The sequence below is a fragment of the Streptomyces sp. NPDC006365 genome, assembly GCF_042870755.1.
Taxonomy (GTDB): domain Bacteria; phylum Actinomycetota; class Actinomycetes; order Streptomycetales; family Streptomycetaceae; genus Streptomyces; species Streptomyces xiangluensis.
Genome location: NZ_JBIAHS010000011.1, coordinates 199192 through 215407 on the forward strand (window position 1 = coordinate 199192; position 16216 = coordinate 215407).

Genomic DNA, 16216 nt, shown 5'->3' on the forward strand with positions numbered 1-16216 from the left:
GCCCCCCATCGGGCGTCCCTCCAGTCCGCACAACAACTAGGCAGGATAGCCACCCCTCGAGAGCGAGCTGTGAAACCGGTCGGCGGGTGGGTCGGGTACGCGTCAGCTTGCGCCGCTGTGAGCAGGCAGAACTCGGTGGCGCGGGGGGCTTGGAGCTCGGAGGCAAACGGCTCGGGGGGCGTACGCCTCAGGTCGGTGCACGCCTCAGGTCGCGTCCGCGTCGAACGGGGGGCGCTCGGCCGGCTCGAGCTTCTCGCGCTTCTTCGTCATGTCGACGGTGCCGCCGGAGGCCGAGGAGGTGGTGGAGGAGGATGAGGCGGACTCCGCCTCGCGGCCGTGCACCGCGTCCGTGACCTCGGCCATCTCCTTCTTCAGGTCGAAGCCGTTACGGATCTCCTTGAGCCCCAGGTCGTCGTTGTCCAGCTGCTTGCGGATGAACGTCTTGGGGTTGAGGTCCTCGAACTCGAAGTCCTTGAACTCGGGGCCCAGCTCCTCACGGATGTCCGCCTTGGCGCTCTCCGAGAACTCGCGGATCTTGCGAATGGTGCGCGTGACGTCCTGGATCATCTTCGGGAGCTTCTCCGGGCCGAAGACGAGCACGGCAAGGACAACGAGCGCCACCAGCTCGAGGGCTCCTATGTCATTGAACACCTTGCAGCTCCTTGGGATGTCCTCGGCCTCGGCCTCGGCGGGATTCTTCCGTGGTCCGGGCCGGATCCACGGTACCCGGCGTTCCTGTCTGTCCGGTACTGTCCCGGCGTTCTACTCGTGCCGTTGCTGTCAGTTCGTGATGGGTTCCTGTGGGTTCCCGTCGCTTGTTGTCCCCTCTGGGCCTGTCAGTCGCCATCGGCGGAGCCGAGGACGAGGGAGACCGTCCGCTCCTTGCCGTCGCGCTCCACGGTCAGCTCCAGACGGTCGCCGGGGCGGTGGGCGCGGGTTTTGACGATGAGCTCCTCACCGGAGCGGACGGGCCGGCCGTCGACCTCGGTGATGACGTCGCCCGCCTTGATGCCGGCCCGGTCGCCGGGGCCGCCCTTGGTGACCGGCGGGCCGTCGCCGCCCCTGGTGCCGACGCGGGCGCCGTCGCCCGTGTAATCCATGTCGAGCCTGACACCGATCACCGGGTGCGTGGCCTTGCCGGTGTTGATCAGCTCCTCGGCCACGCGCTTGCCCTGGTTGATGGGGATGGCGAAGCCCAGTCCGATCGATCCGGACTGGCCGCCCTCCAGGTCGGAGCCGCTGTCGGCGGAGCGGATGGCGCTGTTGATGCCGATGACGCGGGCCTTGGAGTCCACGAGGGGACCACCCGAGTTGCCGGGGTTGATCGGGGCGTCGGTCTGCAGGGCGTCGACATACGAGACGTCGCTGCCGTCGCCCGACTCGCCGCCCGCGGTGATCGGCCGCTCCTTGGCGCTGATGATCCCGGAGGTCACGGTGTTCTCGAGGTCGAACGGTGCCCCTATGGCCACCACCGGGTCGCCGACCTGGACGTTGTCGGAGTTGCCGAGCGGCAGGGGCTTGAGGCCGCTGACCCCGCTCACCTTCACCACGGCGAGGTCGTAACCGGTGTCGCCGCCGACCAGCTTGGCCTTGGCGCTCTCGCCTCCGCTGAAGGTCACGGAGATGTCGCCGCCCGCTCCGGCGGGCTCCACGACGTGATGGTTGGTGAGGATGTGTCCGCGCTCGTCGAGCACGAAGCCGGTGCCCGTGCCCTGCGCCTCGGACCCGCTCACATGCAGGGTCACCACGCTGGGCAGCGCACTGGCCGCGATCCCGGCCACGCTGTCCGGCGCCCGCCCCTTGGCCTCCGTCCCGGCCTGCGGCAGCTCTATGTCCTCGATCCCCCCGTTCCGCTCGAGATACGCCCCTACGGCGCCGCCAAGGCCTCCGGACACCAGAGCGATGAGCACGGCTCCGAGAACCAGCAGCCGCCTGCCCCGTCCACGCCGGCTGCTCTTGCTGTCGACGACGGCCCCGTTCTGCTGGAGGGGGGCGACGGCCCAGGGGTCGTAGTGCTGCCAGGGAATGGAGGGTTGGGGGGCTTGAGGGACATGAGGGAACTGCGGGACTTGGGCCGGGGCGTGAGGCTGTTGGACTTGGGCTTGGTGATCCGGGGCCGGGCTCGGATGGTGAGCATGGACCTGGTCCGGGCGAGGGCCGGGCAGAACGGGCGCTGCGGGGGCGGCGGGCACGTGGGTGCCGTGGGCGGGGTCCGCTCCGGGCGCGGCAGTGCCGTGCGTCGGAACCGCGGCTCCGGCAGAACCGTTCTGAGGCGGCGGAGTCACGGCCTGTCCGGGCACACCATGGCCGGCGGTCGCCCGGTGCGTGCCGGTGCCGTGCCCCGGTGTCGCCGCAGGAACGGCCGTACCCTGCGCGGGAGTCGTCCCCGGATGCTGCACCGGCGGCGCGGGCGCGTAGGGCCCAGGCTCCCCGTACGGAGGCGTGCTGTACGGATCCGGATCGTGCAGAGGCTGGGCCCGCCCACCGGGCGCACGGTCCGCGGGCACATGGTCAGCAGGCGTGCCGTCAACGGGTGCGCGGCCGGCAGACGTGCTTGCGCCGCCGCGGACCTCGTCCGACGCGACCGGCGCGGCGCTCGCGGGCCGCTCCAGTTCGAAGTCGCCCTCGGTGTTCTCACTGCGGAGCCCGCTCGCGGCGTTCTCCGTGTGCCCGATCGGGGTCGGGGAGCCATCAGGCGTGGATGGATTCGTCCCGTTCCCCGCGGAAGCGGACTGCTTCCCCTCGTCCATGCTCTCCCCACACCTGGCCCGCGGCCCGGCACGTCGGCGGGCGCCGCGGATTGTCGACTCCGCGCCCCGGGTCCCTCCGGCAGGCGCGGCCCATCCCTGGATTCAACCAGGTTCACCAGCCGTCGCGCAGGGGGCGGGTTCAGCGGGCGGAGGGAGGCGAGGGCGAGGCAGACGACTCGGGCAGCGGCACGACGGCCGACAGACCGGGCGTCGAGAACTGAGACGCCGTCGACCACGAGGTCAGCGTGACCGGTGGGGGCGTGTCCAGGGGACGTATGAACGGGGACATCGCGGCGGCGCCGGCCACCATGGGAGCGGTCAGCGCATGCGGCGGACGCGATTCCTGCTGCCCGAGCGGCGGGTGCGCTCCGGGCAGCAGCGGTGCGGACACCGCGGTCGGCGCGACCTGCTCCGCGGTGAAGGAACGCTGTCCTTGTGCGAGCAGCGGCGCAAAGCCACGGCGGCGCTGCTCGGGTGTCGTCGACGCTCCCGTGCCCTGCGTACGCGCCGGGGTCACATTGCTGCCCGAGCCGGACCCGCCCCGTGCGTCCACGCTGTCGGGCACACCGGTCGACACCCCGCCGAGTGCGACCGCGGCCAGCGATACGGCCCCGGCCGCCACGAACGCGAAGCGCAGCCCGCGTGAGGCCGAGCGGTCAGCTTCACGTCTGCTGATGTCATGGATGCGGAACCCGCGCTGCTCCGAGGGCAGCACTGCGGCATGCGGGCCGCTCGGCACATACTCGAACGGGTCGTGCCGCACACCGAAGCCCGGGTCCTGCTTCACGCCGAAGGCACCGGACGAGCCGAAGCGTCCTCCGCTCAGCCGGGAGCCACCCCCGTCCCCGTCATTTCCCCCGGGCAGCCCCTGGAGGCGGGCCAGGAAGCTCTCGGAGGGCGGAGGTGGAGCCACTTCCGCGAATACGTTCTTCAGTCGTCGTTGCTCATCGGCCTCGGCCTTGCACTTCGCACAGGTCGCGAGGTGGGCCAGGACGCGCTCACGCGCCTCATGACCGAGCTCTCCGTCCACCAGGGCGGAGAGTCGGTCTCCCAGGTGCTGCTCTGCCGGCGTAGGACGTGATCCACTCACGCGGTCGCGCCCCCTCCTCCCAGAGCGGGCACTCCGGTGACGACCAGGCCACGGCGCTCGGCGCGGGCCTCGGGCGACCGGTGGGCAAGGGCCTTGCGGAGCTGCGAGCGGCCGCGGTGGATCCGGCTGCGGACCGTGCCGAGCTTGACGCCCAGGGTCGCGGCGATCTCCTCGTACGAAAGCCCCTCGATGTCACACAGGACGACCGCGGCACGGAATTCGGGCGCGAGGGTGTCGAGTGCCTGCTGGACGTCCGCGTCGAAATGCGTGTCGTTGAAGACCTGCTGCGGTGATGGCTCACGGCTGGGCAGCCGCTCGGCCGCGTCGTCGCCGAGCGCGTCGAACCGGATGCGCTGCTTGCGGCGCACCATGTCCAGGAAGAGGTTGGTGGTGATGCGGTGCAGCCAGCCCTCGAAGGTGCCGGGCGTGTAGGTGGACAGGGAGCGGAAGACCCGGACGAAGACTTCCTGGGTCAGGTCCTCGGCATCGTGCTGGTTGCCCGTCAGGCGATATGCGAGCCGGTAGACCCGGCCACTGTGCATGCTGACGATCTCCTCCCAGGTGGGCGGAGTCCACGCCTGCGAGTCCGCGTCGGACGTGAAGGTCGCGGTCTGAGCGGAATCGGCAGCGCGGTACTTGTCAGCGGTGTCGGTCACGGATTTCGGCTCACCCGCCGATCTGAGCAGGCGCCTCAGCACCCCTCCTCGATCCCCAGGCGCAGCCGCACCTCCCCTGTCGGCTCTGGTGGTGTCCAGTGGAGCCCCTACCATAGCCACCTCGCCCGTTAGCTCCGGATAAGCGGTTTTACGAGAAATTGATACGCGCTTCCGCGATTGCGTCAGCACTTGCTCGGCGTCCTTGTCCATCGGCTACCCCCGCGTCGTTCCGCACCCCTCTAAACGCCCGGTCCCATCTGCGGGTTCCCGACGGCAACGGATACAGTCACGCCCAGGCAACCACGGGGACGGGAGAGGGCCATTAGCGGCAACCGGCAGACGAGCTGGGCGTTCGCCGACGCCTTTGTCGCCGAGGAGGACGCGCTCCGCTGGGCCCGGGACCGGGCCCGGGAGGCAGGGCTGCGCTCGGTGTCGCCCGGCACCGGCGCCGCACTGCGGTTGCTCGCCGCCACCGTGGGTGCGAAGGCGGTGGCGGAGATCGGAACCGGAACCGGAGTCTCCGGAATTCATTTGCTGCACGGCATGCGGCCGGACGGTGTACTGACCACCGTAGACACGGAGCCGGAGCGCCAGCAGTTCGCCCGGCAGGCCTTCCGAGCCGCCGGCTTCGCCAGTAATCGCGCGCGCATCATTCCGGGCCGCGCCCTGGATGTTCTGCCCCGGCTGGCAGACTCCGGATACGACCTCGTCTTCTGCGACGGCGACCGCCTGGAATATCTGGACTATCTCGCTGAATCGTTGCGCCTGCTGCGCCCCGGCGGCCTTGTCTGTTTCGAAGGCGTCTTCTCCAACGGCCGGACAGTGGACTCGGGCCCGCAGCCGACGGAGGTACTGCGCCAGCGCGAGCTGCTTCGCACGGTCCGCGAGAACCAGGACCTGGTGCCTTCGCTACTGCCGGTCGGCGACGGCCTGCTGTGTGCGGTCAAGCGCTGAGCCGTCGCGCCGCCTTCCCGCCTTCCCGCCTTCACCGATGACGTGCACGAACACCCTGGGCGTACGTCAGTCACGTAACCCTGGAACGACAGCGCCCCGGCACCAACCGCGGTGCCGGGGCGACTCAAAAACCTTTTCGTCGCTCCCGCGTCAGCCGACGACCTTCTTGAGGGCGTCGCCGAGCGCGTCGGCCTCGTCAGGGGTCAGCTCGACGACGAGTCGACCGCCGCCTTCGAGCGGAACGCGCATGACGATGCCCCGCCCCTCCTTGGTCACCTCGAGCGGGCCATCACCCGTCCGCGGCTTCATGGCCGCCATGCTCGTTCCCCTTCCTGAAACCAGCTCATCGTCGCCGACGGCCCCTTCGAGGGCACACGTCCTCTTGCAGGACACGCGTCACCGGCATCGAACACATTGCTTCCAAGCCATTATCCCGCATCTCAGGACCCGATGACCAACATCAGTCGGCATCGCTTGCGCAACGCGCTTGAGCAAAACCACTCAATTCGGCGATGTGACTGCGATACTGCGCCGCCGCATCGACTTTCGGGCGCCGGAATTCTTTGACGCAGGTCACATGTCTGAACGCAGCCCACTCCTCGTGATCTACGCCATGCTGTCCTCGGACGACCACGAAACGACGACGAAGACGACGACGAAGCCGTGACACCGGAGGGGACCCACCATGGCCGACACCGTGCTCTACGAGGTGAGCGACGGACTCGCGACGATCACGCTGAACCGCCCCGAGGCGATGAACGCGATGAACACCGAGACCAAGGTCGCCTTCCGGGACGCGGCGCAGGCGGCAGCGGCGGACGACTCCGTACGGGCCGTGCTGCTCACCGCCGCCGGTGACCGGGCCTTCTGCGTGGGCCAGGACCTGAAAGAGCACGTCGGCGGGCTGCTCGCGCTGCGCGAGTCGGCCGCCGAGCAGGACGGCGGGGGCGTCATGAGCACGGTGCGGGAGCACTACAACCCGACCCTGCGGGCCCTGACCGGGGCGGCGAAGCCCGTGGTGGCGGCCGTCAACGGTGTCGCTGCCGGCGCAGGTTTCGGCTTCGCGCTCGCCGCGGACTACCGCATCGTCGCCGATACGGCCTCCTTCAACACCTCGTTCGCCGGGGTCGCGCTGACTGCCGACTCGGGCCTCTCCTGGACGCTGCCGCGCATTGTCGGCCCCGGCCGGGCCGCCGATCTGCTGCTCTTCCCCCGCAGCATCACGGCCCAGGAGGCGTACGAACTCGGCATCGCCAACCGCCTCGTCCCCGCAGCCGAGCTGGCCGCCGAGGCCGTGAAGGTGGCCCGCACTCTGGCCGAGGGGCCGACGCTCGCGTACGCCGCGCTCAAGGAATCCCTCTCCTACGCCCTGTCCCACTCCCTGGACGAGGCCCTGGAGAAGGAGGACGAACTGCAGACGCGGGCGGGGGCGTCGGAGGATCACGTGATCGCCGTGCAGGCGTTCGTCAACAAGGAGAAGCCGAAGTATCTGGGTCGATGAGGCTCCCATGGAGACTGCGGACCGGCTGTGGCTGGTCCGCAGTCCCTCGTCCCTATGGGGCGCTCCTGGCCACGCAATCCAGCAAGTGGTCGTCCACCAGGCCGCACGCTTGCATCAGCGCGTACGCCGTCGTCGGGCCCACGAAGCGGATGCCGCGCTTCTTCAGAGCCTTGGAGAGGGCCGTGGACTCGTCTGTCACCGCCGGGACATCGGCGAGGGTCTTCGGCGCGGGGCGGGTTGTCGGGTCCGGCGCGTACGACCAGATCAGCTCGTCCAGCTCGCCCGGTGCCCAGTCCGCCAGCGCGCGCGCATTGGCTACCGTCGCCTCGATCTTGGCCCTGTTGCGGATGATCCCGGGGTCGGCGAGGAGCCGCGCCTTGTCGGCGTCCGTGAAGGTGGCCACCTCGGCGATCTTGAAGTCGGCGAAGGCCGCGCGGAAGCCCTCACGGCGGCGCAGGATCGTGATCCAGGACAGGCCCGACTGGAAGGCCTCCAGGCACAGCCGCTCGTACAGCGCGTCGTCGCCGTGGACCGGGCGGCCCCACTCCTGATCGTGGTACGTCACGTAGTCCTCGGTCGACAGGGCCCAGGGGCAGCGCAGCGCTCCGTCGGGTCCCTTCAGTGCCTCGCTCACCGGTGGTCGTCCTCCGTGTGCTTGTCCAGGGAGACGTCCAGGTCCGCCCTGGCTCCGGCCAGCGCGGACTCCAGGTCGGCGATCCGGGCGTCGCGCTCGGCCAGTTCGGCGGCGAGGCGACCCAGGGCGTCGTCGACGTCCGCCATGCGGTAGCCGCGGACGGTCACCGGGAAGCGCATCAGTTCCACGTCGCCGCGGTGCACCGGGCGGTCCAGGGGCAGGGGATCCACGAAGTGCTCGGGCGGGGCCTCGGGGAGGGCGGTGCCGTCGCCGCCGCCCACCACGGAGAGGGTCACCGCGCCGACGACCACGACGAGGGCGACGACCAGGAACAAGAACATGAACATCGCTGCGGTCCCCCACGCTCTGCCGCCGGCTGCCGCCGGCTGTTGCCGACGCGGTACGCGTCGACGCGGAAAGTGTCAGGCTTCGATCGTGCCATGCGACTCTGACAGTTAGGGTCACAGGCGGCCGATCCAGGTGGCGGAACGGCGACCACTGCGAACGACTGGGAGAGGTCACAGGGGATGCTCAGGCTGGGCAGGCGCGAGTTCGACGCGCATGAGCCGGTGATCATGGCGATCGTGAACCGGACCCCCGACTCCTTCTACGACCAGGGGGCCACCTTCCGCGACGAGCCGGCGCTCGCACGCGTGGCGGAGGCGGTGTCAGAGGGCGCGGCCATCATCGACATCGGTGGGGTCAAGGCCGGGCCCGGGGAGGAGGTGACGGCCGAGGAGGAGGCGCGACGCACGGTCGATTTCGTCGCCGAGGTGCGGCGTCGGTTCCCCGACGTGATCATCAGCGTCGACACCTGGCGGCACGAGGTCGGTGAGGCGGTCTGCGAGGCGGGTGCGGATCTGCTCAACGACGCGTGGGGCGGAGTCGATCCGCGGCTCGCGGAGGTCGCCGGGCGGTTCGGGGTGGGGCTGGTGTGTACGCACGCGGGGGGTGCGCGGCCTCGTACGCGGCCGCATCGGGTCGCCTACGACGATGTCATGGCCGACATCTTGTCGGTCACCCGTGGGCTGGCCGAGCGGGCGGTCTCGCTCGGGGTGCCGCGGGAGTCCGTGCTCATCGATCCCGGGCACGACTTCGGAAAGAACACGCGGCACAGTCTCGAGGCCACGCGTCGGCTGGGCGAGATGGTTTCGACGGGGTGGCCCGTGCTGGTCTCCCTCTCCAACAAGGACTTCGTCGGCGAGACCTTGGACAAGCCGGTCAAGGAACGGGTCCTCGGGACCCTCGCCACGACGGCCGTCTCGGCATGGCTGGGGGCGCGGGTGTACCGCGTCCACGAGGTCGCCGAGACCCGCCAGATCCTGGACATGGTGGCGTCGATCGCCGGCCATCGGCCGCCGGCGGTTGCCCGTCGAGGGCTGGCGTAGTCCTGCCGGGGTGCCGCCGGGGAGGGCTCTTCGCCCCCGCCGCCCCTACCCGTCCCATCCCTGGGGCCAGCCCCAGAGCCTCGCTGGTGGCTGCGCCCCCAGACTCCCTTCGGGGCTGCGCGCCCCGGACTGCCATGGGGGCTCCGCCACCGAGCCCCACAAGAGAAGCGGTGGCAGAGGCCGACACCGTGTACGAGGCGGGCCTTCGGCGTGCCGGCCGCGCTGCCGACGGGCACTGCCCCAGGCCCCTCAGGGCTCCGCCCCCGGACCCCCGCCCCTCCCCCCAGCTACTGCTGGGAGGTGCCCCCAGGGGGCCGAATTTTCGCGACCCCAGGTTGAACGACCCCAGGTTGAATTCGGCAGCTGAGATTCCGCCGCTCAGGCGGAACTCTGCAGCCCAGGCCGGCATCAATCAGCCCGTCCGGCGCTTGAGGACGAGGCCGTCAGGCCGATGGAGGTCCGGGGGGGCGCAGCCCCTGGTGGGGCCTGGGGCGAAGCTCAGGGGACGGGAATGGGAAGGGGCGGCGGGGGCGAAACAACCCCTCCCCCTACCTCCCCGCCTCCTTGGACACCAACGCCACCGCCTCATCCACGTCATCCGTCAGGTGGAACAACAGCAAGTCCTGTTCCGACGCCTTCCCCTGGGCGATGAGGGTGTTCTTGAGCCAGTCGACCAGCCCGCCCCAGTACTCCGTACCGAAGAGAACGATGGGGAAGCGCGTGACCTTCTGGGTCTGAACCAGAGTCAGCGCCTCGAACAGCTCGTCCAGCGTGCCGAGGCCACCGGGCAGGACCACGAACCCCTGCGCGTACTTGACGAACATCATCTTGCGCACGAAGAAGTAGCGGAAGTTCAGCCCGATGTCGACGTACGGGTTCAGCCCCTGCTCGAAGGGCAGCTCGATGCCGAGCCCGACCGAGATACCCCTCGCCTCGCATGCGCCCTTGTTGGCGGCCTCCATGGCACCCGGCCCACCACCCGTGATGACCGCGAACCCGGCCTCCACCAGCCCCCGGCCGAGCGCGACCCCGGCCTCGTACTCCGGCGACCCCGCGGGCGTACGGGCCGAGCCGAACACACTGATCGCGGGCGGGAGTTCGGCCAGCGTGCCGAAACCCTCGATGAACTCCGACTGGATGCGCAGCACCCGCCAGGGGTCGGTGTGCACCCAGTCCGAGGGCCCGCCCGCGTCCAGGAGCCGCTGGTCCGTCGTGCTCGCCTGCACCTGGCCTCGCCTGCGCAACACGGGGCCGAGCTGCTGCTCCTCCGGTGGCCGCTTCTTGCCCTCCGGGTCGCCAGTAGCCATGTCCGCTCCCTCCGCTTGCAGGTCGTTCCACCCCAGCGTAGGTCTACGCGGGTTACGGAGGGGGGACGCCGGCATGTCCGCCATGAACCGCCCTCAAGTACGGGGCAGGCCCTCACGTACGGGTCAGGACGTCAGCCAGGCCCGCAGGCGTTCCTCCCCCGCCAGGATCTTCCCCGTTTCGACCCGTTCATCACGCTTGTGTGCCAAGTGCGGGTTCCCGGGACCGTAGTTGACAGCGGGGACGCCGAGCGCGCTGAAGCGGGAGACGTCCGTCCAGCCGTACTTGGGCTGCGGAGTGCCACCGACCGCCTCGGTGAACGCGACGGCCGCCGGGTGGGACAGACCGGGCAGCGCGGCCCCGCTGTGGTCGTCGACCACGAACTCCTCGATCCCGCAGTCCGCGAACACCTCGTGCACATGGGCCAACGCCTCCTCCTCGCTACGGTCGGGCGCATAACGGAAGTTGACGGCGACCACGCACTCGTCGGGGATGACGTTGCCCGCCACTCCGCCCTCGATCCGGACGGCATTGAGCCCCTCGCGGTACTCCAGCCCGTCGATGACCGGATACCGCGGCTCGTAGGAGGCCAGGCGCGCAAGGATCGGGGCGGCCGCGTGGATCGCGTTCGAGCCCATCCAGCTCCGCGCCGAGTGGGCCCGCTCGCCCCGCGTCTTCAGCAGCACCCGGAGCGTCCCCTGGCAGCCGCCCTCCACCTGCCCGTCCGAGGGCTCCAGCAGAACCGCGAAGTCGCCCTCCAGCCAGTCCGGATGGGCTTCGGCCACATGCTTCAGACCGTTGAGGTGAGCGGCCACCTCTTCGTTGTCGTAGAAGACGAATGTGAGGTCTCGATTGGGCTCGGGCACAGTGGCCGCGATACGCAACTGCACGGCGACACCCGCCTTCATGTCGCAGGTACCGCAGCCCCACAGCACGCCGTCCTCGTCCAGGCGCGAGGGCACGTTGCCGGCGATCGGCACCGTGTCGATGTGCCCGGCGAGGATCACGCGCTCGGCCCGCCCCAGATGCGTACGGGCGACGACGTTGTTGCCGTACCGGTCGACCGTCAGATGCGGCAGGGCACGCAGCGCGGTCTCGACGGCGTCCGCGAGGGGCTTCTCGCTGCCGCTCTCCGAAGGGAGGTCGACAAGCTGCGCGGTGAGCCGGGCGGCGTCAAGGGTGAGGTCAAGCGGGGTGTCGGCCATGCCGTCGACCCTAGCGCGGGCCCTCGGTCGGCTTGGAGACATCCCCCACAGCTTGTTGACCAAATGTCCATAGTCCCGTCATCCACCCCTCGCCCTTCGCTACCTTGATGGGCGTGCGTGAACCCATCAGTAACCGCCGTCGCCGCCGCCTCCCCCGTTTCGGCACGGCCCTTGCGATGCTGCTCGCCCTCGCGGCGTACCTCACCTTCCAGTACGTCTCCGGGGGCACGGGCACTCCGCGGTGCACGGTCGTCTCGGACAGAGGCGACGGCGTGTCATACGAGTTCACGGCGGAGCAGGCGGTGAACGCGGCGACGATCTCGGTGGTCGGCACCAACCGCGGCATGCCCGAGCGCGCCGTCACGATCGCCCTCGCGACGGCGCTCCAGGAGTCCGGCCTGCGCAACATCGACCACGGCGACCGCGACTCGCTGGGCCTGTTCCAGCAGCGGCCCTCGCAGGGCTGGGGCACACAGACGCAGGTCATGGACCCGGCGTACGCGGCGGGCGAGTTCTACGAGCACCTGGCCAAGGTGCCGGACTACTCGGAGCTGCCGCTCACCGTCGCCGCCCAGCGCGTGCAGCGCAGTGGCTTCCCGGACGCGTATGCGAAGCATGAAACGGACGCCACCCTGCTGGCCGCGGCACTGACGGGGCGCGCGGCGGGCACGCTCACCTGTGAAGGGCGCCCGGAGACGCGGCCCGGCGGACCGGACGCGGTGCGCGCCGCGCTGGTACGGGACTTCGGGCAGGACATGTTCCAAGAGGCGGGTGCGGAGCGGAAGCTGAAGCCGACCGCGGGCGCCACGCCGTCGGATGCGTCCACCGGTGCGGGCGGTCCCGTGAGCCCCCGCACCTTGACCATCCCCGTCCCCGACCCCCCGGCCGCCGGGAGCGGCGAGCGGCAGCGGGGCTGGGGGCTGGCGCACTGGGCGGTGGCCAACGCCTCCGCGCTGCACATCAAGCGCGTCTCGTACGCGGGTCGGGCCTGGACGGCCGGGAACACCCGCAGCGAATGGCGCGCAGATGCCTCGAGTTCCCGGAAGTCCACAGGCGAAGTCCGAATCGTCACGGGGCAGTAGTACGGCTCCTCACCCGTTGGAGGGACCCCGTGGGCGCCATGTCCACGGCACGCACGGGATTCGTCCGGCCACTCACGAACCGACCGAATCCCTTGGGAATCAAGGGCCGTAAGGATTCAGCAGACTTTCGCACCGGGGCTTCTTTGCCCGGTTTCCTCCACAGCCGATAATGCGACGCATTGCCAACTCTTTACGTCGGGCCACCGCAACCTTCGCGGACTTCGAGCGGTAGTCACTGCGTCCGAGCCCGGAACGATCAACCGCAGCCAGTTGGCCGACATCCAGTCGACCACCGCCAACTCCCGGACCCGGTCGCACACTTCACCGTATTCTCCCCGTCTAAGGAGCATTATGTCCCTCCCCCTGACCCGCCGGATCGCCCGTACCGCGCTGCTCGTGGCAGCGGGAGCGGCTGCCGGGGTCGGTGCGGCCGGCTCCGCCAGCGCGGCGCCCCAGCTGCCCGCTGCCCCCGACCTCGGCGGGATGTCCGCGCTGGACAACACGGGCACCACCGTCGACGGTGCCACGCAGACCACCACCGACCTCGCGAGCGACGCCGGCAAGAACAAGGCCGTCAAGCAGGCCGTGCCGACCACGGGCAAGACGGGTGGCAAGGCAGTCAAGACCACGGGCAAGGCCGTCAAGCAGACGGCGCCCGTCGCGCAGCGCGCCGCCGGGGATGTCGCCGGTTCCGCGAGTGACGTGGCCGGTGACACCGCCAAGTCGGGCCGGGCGCCCCTGCCGACGGACGGCCTCACCAAGGGGGGCCTCCCCGGCACGGACACGCTGCCGGCGAAGACCCTGCCGGTCGGCTGACACCACGCTCGTACGGCGAAGGGGTCCAGGTGCACACCACCTGGACCCCTTCGCCGTACGTACGAGACCTACAGGCGCCCCACGGCTGCCTGTACCCGCTCATCCGTCGCCGTCAGTGCCACGCGGACGAACCGTTCGCCCGCCGGCCCGTAGAAGTCGCCCGGTGCGACCAGGATGCCCAGCTCCGCCAGGTGGGCCACCGTGTCCCAGCAGGACTCGTCCCGGGTCGCCCAGAGGTACAGGCTCGCCTCGCTGTGCTCGATGCGGAAGCCGTGCAGCAGCAGAGCCTCTCGCAGGGCCGTACGGCGGGCCGCGTAACGCTCGCGCTGTTCGCGCACGTGGGTGTCGTCGCCGAGGGCGGCGACCACCGCGGCCTGCGTCGGCGCGGGCGTCATCATGCCGCCGTGCTTGCGGATCTGGAGGAGGTCGCCGAGGACGGTCTCGTCACCGGCCAGGAACGCGGCCCGGTAGCCCGCGAGGTTCGACCGCTTCGAGAGCGAGTGGACCGACACGAGGCCCTCGTACGAGCCGCCGCACACATCCGGGTGCAGCACCGAGACCGGGTCGGCCTCCCAGCCGAGCTCGAGGTAGCACTCGTCGGAGAAGACAAGGATGCCGTGCTCGCGCGCCCAGGCGACGATCCGGGTCAGATCGTCCTGGGAGAGGACGCGGCCCGTGGGGTTCGAGGGAGAGTTGAGCCAGAGGAGCTTCAGATCGGTCGGGTCCAGGTCTGTCGGATCCTCGTACGAGACGTGATCCGCGCGAGCCAGCCTGGCCCCGACCTCGTACGTCGGGTAGGCGAGGCGCGGATAGGCCACCCTCTCCCCGGGTCCCAGGCCCAGCTGGGTCGGCAACCAGGCCACCAGCTCCTTCGAGCCGACGACCGGCAGGACATTGCGGTGGGTGAGGCCGCGCGCGCCCAGTCTCCGCTCGCACCAGCCCGTGAGCGCGTCCCGCAGCTCCGGCGTACCCCACACCGTGGGATAGCCGGGCGAGTCCGCCGCGGCCACCAGAGCTTTCTGGATCAGCTCGGGAACCGGGTCGACCGGGGTGCCGACGGACAAGTCGACGATGCCCTCCGGATGAGCGCGGGCCGTCGCCTTGAAGGGCTCCAGCTTGTCCCAGGGAAAGGTGGGAAGCCGGTCGGAGACTGCGGACACGGGGTTCACTTTCTGCTTGGGCGGCAGGGCGCCGGGCCGCTCGGGCAAACACCTCGGTCCCGTACGGCGATCAAGGCGATCAGGGCGTACGGGACCGAGGCGACGCGGATGCGGGCGTCGCTTACTGGTTCTGCGGCGGCAGCGCTGCGATGAAGGGGTGGTCGCGCTCGATCAGGCCGAGCTTGCTGGCGCCGCCGGGCGAGCCGAGTTCGTCGAAGAATTCGACGTTCGCCTTGTAGTAGTCCTTCCACTCCTCCGGAGTGTCGTCCTCGTAGAAAATCGCCTCGACCGGGCAGACCGGCTCACAGGCTCCGCAGTCGACGCATTCGTCCGGGTGGATGTACAAGGACCTGGAGCCCTCGTAGATGCAGTCGACCGGGCACTCCTCGATGCACGCCTTGTCCTTGACGTCGACACAAGGCTGCGCGATGACGTAGGTCACGCTGTCGTTCCTCCTCGATAGGGCGCTGGCGGGCCTCCTCAGGCTCCGCCGCCTGGCGCGCGGGAGCGCGGCGTCGTCGATGCCCGCACCTAGTATCTCCGTTCCCGGGCGTGATCCGAACAGGAGGGTTGTACTGAGCTGTGGATTTCTCCTCGCATATACGGCTCGAGGTCCGTGTTACCCCTGCTGACGTGGGCAAACGTGTCTCGGTACGGCAGCTGAACGAAGACGCTCCGAAGGGTGAGAGGTTCACCGACACGGTTGGCGTTCTCACATCATGGGACGACGGTGTGCTGCTGATCACACGGCGGTCCGGGGAACGTGTCCGCATCCCGGAAGCGTCGCTGGTCGCGGGGAAGGTGGTGCCGTCGGCACCTGCACGTCGCCGGGGCCCTTCGGCGTCGTACGAGGAGCTGGCGCGGGTCGCCGCGCGGGGCTGGCAGCCGGTGGAACGGGAACGTCTCGGAGACTGGGAGCTGCGGGCCGCCGCCGGATTTACCCGGCGGGCGAACTCGGTGCTCCCGCTCGGCGATCCCGGCCTGCCGCTCGACGAGGCGCTGGCTTTCGTACGGGACTGGTACGCGGCCCGTGGTCTGCCCGCGTACGTCCAGACCGCGACCGGCGCCGAGGGCACGCAGGAGTTGCTGTGTGCGGAACTGGAGGGGCGGGGTTGGACGCGTGAGGTGAGCGCCGAGTTGTGGACGGGCGCGCTGGCGCCGCTCGGCGATCTTCCCGACCCCCCACGTCCGGCGCTCCTCTCCCGCACGGCGGACGAGGCATGGCTCAGCCGCTACCAGCGCAAGGGCATGAGCGAGGTGGCCCTCAGGGTGCTGGGATGCGGGTCCCCCCGCTCGAGGGAAGTCGAGAGTGGGGGAGGGCCTTCGGTGTGGTTCGCGACGGTGCCCGGCACCGATCCGGCTTCCCCGGCGGCGATCGGCCGCTGCGTGGTGGACGGCCGCTGGGCCGGTTTCGCCGCGCTCGAGGTGGATCCGTCCCTTCGCCGTCAGGGTCTGGCCACGACGGTGATGGGCGCACTGGCCCGCCAGGCCCTGTCGGAGGGCGCCTCGGCAGCTTGGTTGCAGGTGGAGACGGACAACGAAGGGGCGCGGGCGCTGTACGGAGGGATGGGGTTCGCGGCGCATCATGCGTACCACCACTACCGGGAGCCGTAGCGCGACGGAGGTCGGTGGTGCGGTGAGACTGGTGGTTGGAGCCGCGCGGCGGTAGCGATCG

Annotated in this window: 17 protein-coding genes; 6 read left to right on the forward strand and 11 right to left on the reverse strand. The window is 70.2% G+C overall.

Annotated features, from left to right (window positions below):
* Positions 1-204: 204 nt before the first annotated feature.
* From ACFYO0_RS28200 to sigE, 4 genes are all read right to left on the reverse strand, one after another.
* A complete protein-coding gene (locus tag ACFYO0_RS28200) occupies positions 205-651 on the reverse strand; it encodes a sec-independent translocase (RefSeq protein WP_388681463.1) in 447 nt (148 codons plus the stop codon).
* A 185-nt stretch (positions 652-836) separates the two neighbouring features.
* Complete coding sequence (locus ACFYO0_RS28205; protein WP_388681466.1) at positions 837-2750, reverse strand: trypsin-like peptidase domain-containing protein; 1914 nt, start codon at positions 2748-2750, stop codon at positions 837-839.
* 139 nt (positions 2751-2889) lie between these two features.
* Positions 2890-3840, reverse strand: a complete 951-nt coding sequence (locus ACFYO0_RS28210) for an anti-sigma factor family protein (RefSeq protein ID WP_388681469.1) — start codon at positions 3838-3840, stop codon at positions 2890-2892.
* Complete coding sequence (gene sigE / locus ACFYO0_RS28215) at positions 3837-4538, reverse strand: RNA polymerase sigma factor SigE (protein WP_165341134.1); 702 nt, start codon at positions 4536-4538, stop codon at positions 3837-3839. Before sigE ends, ACFYO0_RS28210 begins: the two co-directional genes overlap by 4 nt.
* Positions 4539-4751: 213 nt before the next feature.
* Between sigE and ACFYO0_RS28220 the strand changes: the two genes are divergently transcribed.
* The gene (locus tag ACFYO0_RS28220) at positions 4752-5450 is read left to right on the forward strand and encodes an O-methyltransferase (RefSeq protein ID WP_344394133.1); all 699 of its coding nucleotides are present in this window, start codon (positions 4752-4754) and stop codon (positions 5448-5450) included.
* A gap of 150 nt (positions 5451-5600) precedes the next feature.
* On the opposite strand, the gene ACFYO0_RS28225 is transcribed toward ACFYO0_RS28220, so the two are convergent.
* Positions 5601-5768: a DUF3117 domain-containing protein gene (locus ACFYO0_RS28225; protein ID WP_003966491.1), complete on the reverse strand. Its 168-nt coding sequence runs from the start codon at positions 5766-5768 to the stop codon at positions 5601-5603.
* Positions 5769-6135: 367 nt separating this feature from the next.
* Between ACFYO0_RS28225 and ACFYO0_RS28230 the strand changes: the two genes are divergently transcribed.
* Positions 6136-6951, forward strand: coding sequence for an enoyl-CoA hydratase/isomerase family protein (locus ACFYO0_RS28230; protein ID WP_388681472.1), 816 nt, complete (start codon positions 6136-6138; stop codon positions 6949-6951).
* Positions 6952-7003: 52 nt separating this feature from the next.
* Here the strand turns inward: ACFYO0_RS28230 and ACFYO0_RS28235 are convergent, their stop codons facing one another.
* Positions 7004-7585, reverse strand: coding sequence for a DNA-3-methyladenine glycosylase I (locus ACFYO0_RS28235; protein ID WP_388681474.1), 582 nt, complete (start codon positions 7583-7585; stop codon positions 7004-7006).
* On the reverse strand, positions 7582-7932 hold the full coding sequence (locus ACFYO0_RS28240; RefSeq protein WP_388681476.1) for a DivIVA domain-containing protein: 351 nt from the start codon (positions 7930-7932) through the stop codon (positions 7582-7584). Before ACFYO0_RS28240 ends, ACFYO0_RS28235 begins: the two co-directional genes overlap by 4 nt.
* A 180-nt stretch (positions 7933-8112) precedes the next feature.
* Here ACFYO0_RS28240 and folP point away from each other — a divergent pair, with 180 nt between their 5' ends.
* Complete coding sequence (gene folP, locus ACFYO0_RS28245) at positions 8113-8973, forward strand: dihydropteroate synthase (RefSeq protein WP_388681478.1); 861 nt, start codon at positions 8113-8115, stop codon at positions 8971-8973.
* Positions 8974-9521: 548 nt separating this feature from the next.
* Here the strand turns inward: folP and ACFYO0_RS28250 are convergent.
* Together ACFYO0_RS28250 and dapE are read right to left on the reverse strand one after the other, a co-directional pair.
* Entirely contained in the window at positions 9522-10280 is a 759-nt protein-coding gene (locus tag ACFYO0_RS28250; RefSeq protein WP_388681481.1) for a TIGR00730 family Rossman fold protein, read from the reverse strand.
* Positions 10281-10403: 123 nt separating this feature from the next.
* Positions 10404-11483, reverse strand: coding sequence for a succinyl-diaminopimelate desuccinylase (dapE, locus tag ACFYO0_RS28255; RefSeq protein ID WP_388681484.1), 1080 nt, complete (start codon positions 11481-11483; stop codon positions 10404-10406).
* Positions 11484-11590: 107 nt separating this feature from the next.
* Between dapE and ACFYO0_RS28260 the strand changes: the two genes are divergently transcribed.
* Together ACFYO0_RS28260 and ACFYO0_RS28265 are read left to right on the forward strand one after the other, a co-directional pair.
* Positions 11591-12565: a heavy metal transporter gene (locus ACFYO0_RS28260; RefSeq protein WP_388681487.1), complete on the forward strand. Its 975-nt coding sequence runs from the start codon at positions 11591-11593 to the stop codon at positions 12563-12565.
* Between the two features lie 351 nt (positions 12566-12916).
* Entirely contained in the window at positions 12917-13381 is a 465-nt protein-coding gene (locus ACFYO0_RS28265; protein WP_388681489.1) for an ATP-binding protein, read from the forward strand.
* A 68-nt stretch (positions 13382-13449) separates the two neighbouring features.
* Here the strand turns inward: ACFYO0_RS28265 and ACFYO0_RS28270 are convergent, their stop codons facing one another.
* The gene (locus ACFYO0_RS28270; protein WP_388681492.1) at positions 13450-14541 is read right to left on the reverse strand and encodes a bifunctional succinyldiaminopimelate transaminase/glutamate-prephenate aminotransferase; all 1092 of its coding nucleotides are present in this window, start codon (positions 14539-14541) and stop codon (positions 13450-13452) included.
* Positions 14542-14662: 121 nt separating this feature from the next.
* Positions 14663-14983, reverse strand: a complete 321-nt coding sequence (gene fdxA / locus ACFYO0_RS28275) for a ferredoxin (protein ID WP_018089397.1) — start codon at positions 14981-14983, stop codon at positions 14663-14665.
* Between the two features lie 191 nt (positions 14984-15174).
* On the opposite strand from fdxA, the gene ACFYO0_RS28280 reads away from it, so the two are divergent.
* Positions 15175-16155, forward strand: a complete 981-nt coding sequence (locus tag ACFYO0_RS28280) for a GNAT family N-acetyltransferase (protein WP_388681495.1) — start codon at positions 15175-15177, stop codon at positions 16153-16155.
* Positions 16156-16216: the final 61 nt, after the last annotated feature.

Excerpts from the sequence above, each read along its gene's own strand:
- ACFYO0_RS28205 (WP_388681466.1), bottom strand. The coding sequence starts at position 2,750 with ATGGACGAGGGGAAGCAGTCCGCTTCCGCGGGGAACGGGACGAATCCA.
- ACFYO0_RS28225 (WP_003966491.1), bottom strand. The coding sequence starts at position 5,768 with ATGGCGGCCATGAAGCCGCGGACGGGTGATGGCCCGCTCGAGGTGACC.
- ACFYO0_RS28230 (WP_388681472.1), top strand. The coding sequence starts at position 6,136 with ATGGCCGACACCGTGCTCTACGAGGTGAGCGACGGACTCGCGACGATC.
- ACFYO0_RS28240 (WP_388681476.1), bottom strand. The coding sequence starts at position 7,932 with ATGTTCATGTTCTTGTTCCTGGTCGTCGCCCTCGTCGTGGTCGTCGGC.
- folP (WP_388681478.1), top strand. The coding sequence starts at position 8,113 with ATGCTCAGGCTGGGCAGGCGCGAGTTCGACGCGCATGAGCCGGTGATC.
- ACFYO0_RS28250 (WP_388681481.1), bottom strand. The coding sequence starts at position 10,280 with ATGGCTACTGGCGACCCGGAGGGCAAGAAGCGGCCACCGGAGGAGCAG.
- dapE (WP_388681484.1), bottom strand. The coding sequence starts at position 11,483 with ATGGCCGACACCCCGCTTGACCTCACCCTTGACGCCGCCCGGCTCACC.
- ACFYO0_RS28260 (WP_388681487.1), top strand. The coding sequence starts at position 11,591 with ATGGGCGTGCGTGAACCCATCAGTAACCGCCGTCGCCGCCGCCTCCCC.
- ACFYO0_RS28265 (WP_388681489.1), top strand. The coding sequence starts at position 12,917 with ATGTCCCTCCCCCTGACCCGCCGGATCGCCCGTACCGCGCTGCTCGTG.